Here is a 6728-nt window from a genome sequence, read left to right as displayed (position 1 = left end):
TTGAACGAGTAAAACAGCCGCTCCTGCCCACTCGATAACTGTCCCATCATGCTGCGTGCTTCCCTGCTGGCCAATGCAGAGATTTTGCCGCAGGCCAGACAGGGGAGCTACTTTTTCAACAGAATCGACCCGAAGCGGTCATTCGTAGAGTCTCTCTTGCAAGGTTGCTCGCTTATTTGCGATGCGAACTCTCGATTCACCCAATGGTGCAACTCATGACCCTTACAATTTTGCCAGCAACAGTTCTTCGTCCCGACATGAGTGATAGCATTTTGATCTAAGCGTTTTTAACTTGCCGGAATCTTCTTGTCTACGCTCGCATTAGCACCTGATATCTCGATCACAACACACAGGTACCAACTGAGGTTAGGTTATGTCCGATGACGGCTATGGGCGCAGCAGGGCAAGTATTTTTTTTCCAGTTTTCAGTATAGGGCAGACGAAGCTGGTGATTGTGTTGCTTATCCTTTTACTGGTAGCAGTCAGCGCCATTGTACCCGATACAGCTGAGGGAGGAGGGTGGTTGCTGGTCCAGCAGATGATCTTGGTTGGATACAAGGATATGGGAAATTTTAGTGAAGGATCAAGTTATAGATTGGTAGTAATGGTTAGTTTTTATTTGGCGGTTATTCTGTCTTGGGTTGCTGCCATTGTGACGTCGTTGACTCGTCTTCATATGCATGCTTTTCAGGCTGTTGAGAGAAAAAGCTATTTATCAAGAGTTCTGACTGTTGGGTTCATATTAGTATTCTTGTTATTGCCAATTTTTCAAGCGCTGCCAAATAGTGATTTGCACTTCTCATATCATGTGTTTAAGGCAATGTGGGAAAGTAGATTGTTGATAATCGGGGCGAGCGTTGGGTATTTTTTGATCTCTATGGTGCTTTGGGTGCTGGTTTTATTTGAGGTTTCTAATGTTCTCGGTCGGAGGTCGTCAACGCGTAGTTGAACTCTGTCATGGTCAAATAGCGAGTTGCTGGCCGTTTGCAGCCGATCGTAACCGGCTGCTTTTGGCCGTTCTCTGCCGATCATGGTTACAAAGCGTGCTGGTCAAATCCGATGCAATTTCGCAGCTGAATATCGGATTAGTGTTATGGGGACTTGTAAGGGGTGATGATGGGGCTCAACAAACCAGTGCAGGACCTGAAGCGCGATCTGCAGGGTGTCGCCTCTGATCTGAAGTGGTCGGCCGTGGAGTTAGTTCGGATTGCCGAGCGGCTAAGCCACGCAGGTAATGGACCAGACGCTGAGGCGCTTCGAAGGATGATCACAATCTTCCAGCAAGGTGAGAATCGGTTAGATGGCTGGATTAAAGAAATCGGTGCAGGTCAGGTAGTCCGGCCGGCGAAGGCAGACCACTGCCAATGATCGCGGAAGGGATTGGCAGGAGGTTGTCATGGCACTTAACAAACCCAATCAAGAGTTACGCCGCGACTTGAAAGCCGCTGCATATTCCCTCGAAGAAGCTGCCCTGGAAATGTTCAGGCTTGCAAAACAGCGCGGGGATACAGAGCTTCTGGAGGCAATGGAGACGATCGAAAAGCTGCATGAGCAAGCTGATCGGCTGACTGCTTACACAGATGAGGTGAAGGCGGGAAGGATTGTCCGGAAGGCTGAATAGCCATGCGTCTGGCGAGCGTATTCGCGCTAGATTTGAAATACAAGCAATGCCCTGTAAACGGTTACTCAATGAAGAAGAAGCTGACGGACAGTAAAGCAGCAGTGACTGCTGCTGAAATTGAGCGTTCTATCCAAGCCCTGAACAAAATGGCTGAACGCCTATGGGGGGATGGCCGGGAAGCCGAGGCGAAAGCTCTCCTCGATGCCTTGGACGCATTAAACCGGGCGCTTGATCGGATCAGGATTGGAGAGAGTCGCAGGGTTCTCCATTGAACGGCACAAACTAGCTGGCGGGTTATGAAGGCGAGAAGAAGTGTGCGGGGGAAGGCGGAGTAGGCGCGTGGTATGACGGCGAGATGTTGTAGCGGCTTGGCGGTCGTACCGATGTAACTCAAATGCCCGGTCCAGAGCCGGGCTTCTCGTATCTGCCCCTGTCATGCCTTCGTCACACCTTCCAAGCACAATGCAGTCAGCCAAAGGGATTTGGCCCATCTACAGAGAGCCCGGCTAATGTGCCGGGCTTTTTCGTTTCTGCGACATGCTTTTCACCAATCGCTCACATGGTGGAGCGCAGATTAACCCTGTTCCTTTGAAGAATTCCCATTTGGCCCGCCCGCATGCGGGCCATTTTTTTGGTCGCTGCCACGATTTCTACAAGAACTGGAGAAGCGACCATGCCAGATGACTGCGAAATTGCACTCCACTTGACCACCCGCTTGCATTCGACCTGACCAGTCATTTGCATTCGTTCTGACCACCGATTGCATCGGATTTGACCAGCACGCTTTGTAACCATGATCGGCAGAGAACGACCCAAAGCAGCCCTTCGTACTGCGTAACCGTCCCTGCAGAACACCTTCCCGATACCAATCCTTAGAGTGATGGTGTCCGCTTATGCGAATCATTCCCCCCGTTAATCACTTCAGCTTTACTACGTCATCCGGCTTCCACGTCTGGTCGTAGAATCCGGTGCCGGTCCCGTAGAGGCGGATGGTGACAAGGAAGGCGCGACTGTCCAGCGTCTGAATCCAGTTCTTCTCGTCCACGCCTTCTATCTTGTTCGGGCTGAAATAGAGGTCAATCGAGCCGTCCGCGTTCGGCGGCACCTTGTCCATCTGGTTGCGCGACGGGAACGCTTGGCTGGTTTCCGGCATCGTGCCGTCGGCCGGGTTATAGATGGTTATTGCCCAGAAAGCTTTCGCCGGTATGCCCGCCGGAAGATGCAGTTTGTAGGACTTGCTGCCATCGAGCAGGTCACCGTCCTTATCCCGCATCGTGCTGGGATATTTCGAGCCTGCGTTGATCGTGTCCATCACCATCGCCGGCGCAGAGGAGTAGGCAACCTGGAAGAACGATGCGCGCTGGTTGATGTCCAGGTAGCTGGCCTGGAACCAATCGGCGTCTGTGCCGGCCCATGCGGAGATGTACTGTCGGTCGGTATAGTAGCGGTCCCTGCCGTCGGCCCGGCCAGCGAGACGCCATGCGTAAATCATTTTCGGGGCGGTCTCTACGGCCTTGCTCAGCGCCTCCTTCGTGGCGACATCCGGGTTGAAGGGCACGCCCTTGATGATTCCGACCGACGCGAGGATGCCGCGTACTTCAGGCGCAATCGCCTCTACCGGTTCATAGTCCACGAACGCCTTGAGTTTCTCCCAATAGGAGAAATCAGTGGGATACATCATGTTCACGGGGACGTTGGAGCCGTTGGGAAACTTCATGGGCTTGCGCTCTTTCTCAACGAGGTTCAACGGGTAGACGCGTGTCGTCTCGGCATCCGCCACTGCCTCCGTGGGATCAGGACCGTTTGCGCCCGGCTTCATTACGGTGCGGAAGAAGAGGAAGACGTTGTAGGTTGAGGATTTGAAGACGAAGTAGCCCGCCGGGACATGCCCCTGGTAATCCGGTGGTAGCAGCAAATAGAGCCCACCGCGGTTGCGATCCGGTCCGAGCGCTCCAACATCGGTGATCGTGCGCTGGAGGAAGTCAGTGAACATGCCAATGACGTGCGGGGGAGCATGAACGACGAGCGGCCCGGTCTCCTTGAGATCGAGGTAACTCATCGAATAGATCACGTCGCAGTTTGGTGTGGGCACCAAAGTCTTGGCGTTCATCCGGTCCTTCCAGATCGGCAGCACATTGTAGCCATTGCCAAACTTAGCCTCGGAGCCGTCGCGCATGCCGATGGTGTTCAGGGCAGGCAGGGTCAGCCTGTACGCCTGGATGGCGTCATAGTAGAGGCGATCCTTGTTCAATTGCTCGACGGCTGTCTTGTCCGGCCAGCCGCCGTTGTACATTTGTTTCACGAGTGGTGACATGGCTTCCTGTGCCTGCGCACCGGCGGCGAATGCCAGCGCGACAACCAGTGCGGCGGCGATGAAGGGGCATTTGGTTGCAGTTTTCATGGCCACACCTTTACTCGGATTGGTTGGTTCATTTCATTTTCTCGATCTTCGGTGGCTGCCACGTGCCGTCGAGGATTGCTTGCTCCGGCCAGTAGGCGCGGAGATACAGCGAGAACGTTCCAACAGGAGCGGGTAGCCAGTTGTTTTCCTTGTCGCCGCCTGGCGATTTGGCGCCGGCATACAGCGTCAGTGAACCGTCTGCGTTGAGCTTCAGGTTCTTGTTCTTGGTTCCCAGTGAATACCGCTTGAGCGGGTTGTCTTGATAGAAGTGCTCGGCGTTATACAAGGTCACCGACCAGAACCCTTTGACCGGTGGCGTTTGTCCCTTGGGAAAAGTAATCGCATAGCTGTTCTGTCCATTGAGTTGCTGGCCCTGGAGGTCGTTATCTGTGTAGAGGTACTTCGTCTCCTCCGGGCGGTTCTCGTAGATGTTCGACGTGGCGATGGCAGTGCGGTTGAGGTAGTCGGTGCCCCACTGTGCATTGTTCACCGGCGAGTTCCAGCCGTTGCCGGCTGCGCGGCCGTTGTGGCGCCACTGGTGCAATGCCGGCAGCATTTCATTGTCCGCAGCAACGGCGGTCTCCTTGAGCGTCTGCATGAGTGCCGGGTCCTTCTCGGCGGCCTCCAGTACGCTGGTGATCCACCTGTAGAGCGACTCCTCGCCTGGTAACGGCGGCACCTGCTTCATCACCGATGGCAATTCATTGAAGTAGGTTTCCGGGTTCACCCACTTGGTCTCACCGGGGCCGGTGGACTTCGGCGCGGGGTAGTGGGGGAGTTTGCTCCAGTCCGTGGTCTTCATCTTCCCGTCGAACTTCGACAGAGGGTAGAAGTTGATCTGGCTCAGCACGGGTTGGATGGCCTTACGATCCTCAGCCGTGTCGTCCATGAAGATGCGCGGTATGGCAAACGCCAGCGCCGTGGACGATCGCACTACCGCGGTGATGCCTGCCGGCGCTTCGCCTTTCCAGCCTGGGCCGACAACCAGGTAGAAGCCCGGTTTGGTGCCATAGGCTTGGCCGATCTCGGAAAACTCGTCGGTGCGTGCGTCATACAGTGCATAGACCCAGAAGCGTTTGCCGAAGTCCGGCACCTGGAAGACAAACGGTTCCTTGTCCAGTGGCAGGAAACCGGGGCCGTATACGACGTCTTGGTTCGAACAGGCAATGACGCGCTGGTCCGCAGTGACGTAGTCGGTCAGCATGGCGATCCCACCATAGGCGATCGGCACGACGCCACCGACCAACCCAGGTTGGGGAACCTTGGAGAAGGCCACGGCACGGTTGGCGTTGGCGACCAGCGGCCAGCCCCAGAAGTAGGCCATTCGGCCAATCATCTGGACATAGTCCTTGGTCATCGTATTGCCCGAAGTAGGGCCGGGGACTTCGGCGACGGTCGTGGGGATTGGGTACTGCTGGGCTTGTGAGATTCCCGCCAGCATCGCGAGGGCGACACCGATCACGCAGGCATTGATCGTGAATTGCTTCTTGCCATGGTCCATGGGGAATCCTCTTGGAGGATAAGCGAAGTCTGCAAGCATTTAGCTTAGTCCTCTGCCCCTTAGATAACGGGTAGCAAATATAAGCTTTTTGAATAGTTAACTTTATGTATTGATCTAAGAGCACTGTCGAACATAGTTCAGTAATTTGATCTAAGATCAATTGCACCTCGTTCACCTTCAGCCCCGTAACCGCAGCGCGGTACTCCGAACCTCAATTTCCGAGAGAGGAACTGACAATGAACAAAGGTTTTCAGTTAGTTCCTTTTATTACTCTGGCGGTGGTCTGGCCCGAAATTGGTCTTGCCGCTGATAGTCAGGCAGAACTGGCCAAACAATCCTTGAACCCGGTTGCTGCGCTGTACAGTCTGCCGATTCAATACAACTGGAACCAGAAGCTCGGCCCCACTAATAACGGCATACAGACCGTCACCAATATTCAGCCGGTGCTGCCATTTTCGCTTAATGAAGACTGGAACCTGATTTCCCGTACAATCTTGCCAATTATCGATCAGCACGGCCTGGCCCCTAACGGCCTTGCAGACAAATCGGGCACGGGCGATACCACGCAGAGTTTCTTTTTTTCACCCAAACGGCCGACTGAAAGCGGTTGGATCTGGGGAGCGGGCCCGGCCATATTGGTGCCCACCGGCAGCAACGACCTTTTAAGCAATGATCAATGGGGGCTGGGGCCGACGGTGGTGGCCCTCAAGCAAAGCAATGGCTGGACCCGTGGCATTCTGGCAAATCATATCTGGTCGCTGGAAAACAGCCCACCGGATGACAAGGACAAGGTTAACCAGACTTTCCTGCAACCCTTCTTCAGCTACACCACCCATACCTACACCACCTTCGGTATCAATACCGAGTCCACCTACGACTGGCAGACCAAGGAATGGTCGGTACCGATCAACCTATTCGTAACCCAGTTGTTCAAGGTGGGTCACCAACCCATGAGTCTGCAAATGGGGCCGCGCTATTGGGTCGACAGCCCAGAAAATGGCGCTGAGGGCTGGGGGTTTCGGGTGGCGTATACGCTATTGTTTCCCAAGTAATTGCCATGCTTAAGCAGTTTTTAAGCGGCTGCTTTTGGCCGATTCTGTTGAAAAAGTCGGCCTTGATTTCGATGGCAGAAAAGTAAGCGTCTGAGATTGAAATCCTGAATCTTCGCAGAGGCTTCCGGGCTCAGATTTCACGTAGCAGCGTGC

General features: G+C 54.4%; 7 protein-coding genes. 5 read left to right on the top strand and 2 right to left on the bottom strand.

Annotated elements, in window-relative coordinates:
• The first annotated feature begins 373 nt into the window (after nucleotides 1-373).
• From KGA83_RS23035 to KGA83_RS23020, 4 genes are all read left to right on the top strand, one after another.
• Nucleotides 374-949: a hypothetical protein gene (locus KGA83_RS23035; RefSeq protein WP_223531005.1), complete on the top strand. Its 576-nt coding sequence runs from the start codon at nucleotides 374-376 to the stop codon at nucleotides 947-949.
• A 167-nt stretch (nucleotides 950-1116) separates the two neighbouring features.
• Nucleotides 1117-1368 carry a hypothetical protein gene (locus tag KGA83_RS23030; RefSeq protein ID WP_043302427.1) on the top strand — a complete coding sequence of 84 codons (252 nt, stop codon included), beginning with the start codon at nucleotides 1117-1119 and terminating at the stop codon, nucleotides 1366-1368.
• 28 nt (nucleotides 1369-1396) lie between these two features.
• On the top strand, nucleotides 1397-1621 hold the full coding sequence (locus KGA83_RS23025; RefSeq protein WP_008019294.1) for a hypothetical protein: 225 nt from the start codon (nucleotides 1397-1399) through the stop codon (nucleotides 1619-1621).
• Between the two features lie 68 nt (nucleotides 1622-1689).
• The gene (locus KGA83_RS23020) at nucleotides 1690-1893 is read left to right on the top strand and encodes a hypothetical protein (protein ID WP_043302433.1); all 204 of its coding nucleotides are present in this window, start codon (nucleotides 1690-1692) and stop codon (nucleotides 1891-1893) included.
• 644 nt (nucleotides 1894-2537) lie between these two features.
• Here KGA83_RS23020 and KGA83_RS23015 read toward each other — a convergent pair.
• Both KGA83_RS23015 and KGA83_RS23010 read right to left on the bottom strand, forming a co-directional pair.
• A complete protein-coding gene (locus KGA83_RS23015) occupies nucleotides 2538-4022 on the bottom strand; it encodes a DUF1254 domain-containing protein (protein WP_223531004.1) in 1485 nt (494 codons plus the stop codon).
• A 28-nt stretch (nucleotides 4023-4050) separates the two neighbouring features.
• On the bottom strand, nucleotides 4051-5523 hold the full coding sequence (locus KGA83_RS23010; protein WP_223531003.1) for a DUF1254 domain-containing protein: 1473 nt from the start codon (nucleotides 5521-5523) through the stop codon (nucleotides 4051-4053).
• Nucleotides 5524-5759: 236 nt separating this feature from the next.
• On the opposite strand from KGA83_RS23010, the gene KGA83_RS23005 reads away from it, so the two are divergent.
• Nucleotides 5760-6575: a transporter gene (locus KGA83_RS23005; protein WP_223531002.1), complete on the top strand. Its 816-nt coding sequence runs from the start codon at nucleotides 5760-5762 to the stop codon at nucleotides 6573-6575.
• The last annotated feature ends 153 nt before the right edge of the window (nucleotides 6576-6728 follow it).

Origin of the sequence: Pseudomonas sp. GL-R-19, assembly GCF_019956375.1 — a bacterium.
Taxonomy (GTDB): domain Bacteria; phylum Pseudomonadota; class Gammaproteobacteria; order Pseudomonadales; family Pseudomonadaceae; genus Aquipseudomonas.
Note: the sequence above shows the minus strand (reverse complement) of the source record. Positions and strands in the feature narration are given on the sequence as shown.

Bases quoted from the DNA above. Each gene is read 5' to 3' on its own strand.
- KGA83_RS23035 (WP_223531005.1), top strand. From the start codon at position 374: ATGTCCGATGACGGCTATGGGCGCAGCAGGGCAAGTATTTTTTTTCCA.
- KGA83_RS23030 (WP_043302427.1), top strand. From the start codon at position 1,117: ATGGGGCTCAACAAACCAGTGCAGGACCTGAAGCGCGATCTGCAGGGT.
- KGA83_RS23025 (WP_008019294.1), top strand. From the start codon at position 1,397: ATGGCACTTAACAAACCCAATCAAGAGTTACGCCGCGACTTGAAAGCC.
- KGA83_RS23020 (WP_043302433.1), top strand. From the start codon at position 1,690: ATGAAGAAGAAGCTGACGGACAGTAAAGCAGCAGTGACTGCTGCTGAA.
- KGA83_RS23015 (WP_223531004.1), bottom strand. From the start codon at position 4,022: ATGAAAACTGCAACCAAATGCCCCTTCATCGCCGCCGCACTGGTTGTC.
- KGA83_RS23010 (WP_223531003.1), bottom strand. From the start codon at position 5,523: ATGGACCATGGCAAGAAGCAATTCACGATCAATGCCTGCGTGATCGGT.
- KGA83_RS23005 (WP_223531002.1), top strand. From the start codon at position 5,760: ATGAACAAAGGTTTTCAGTTAGTTCCTTTTATTACTCTGGCGGTGGTC.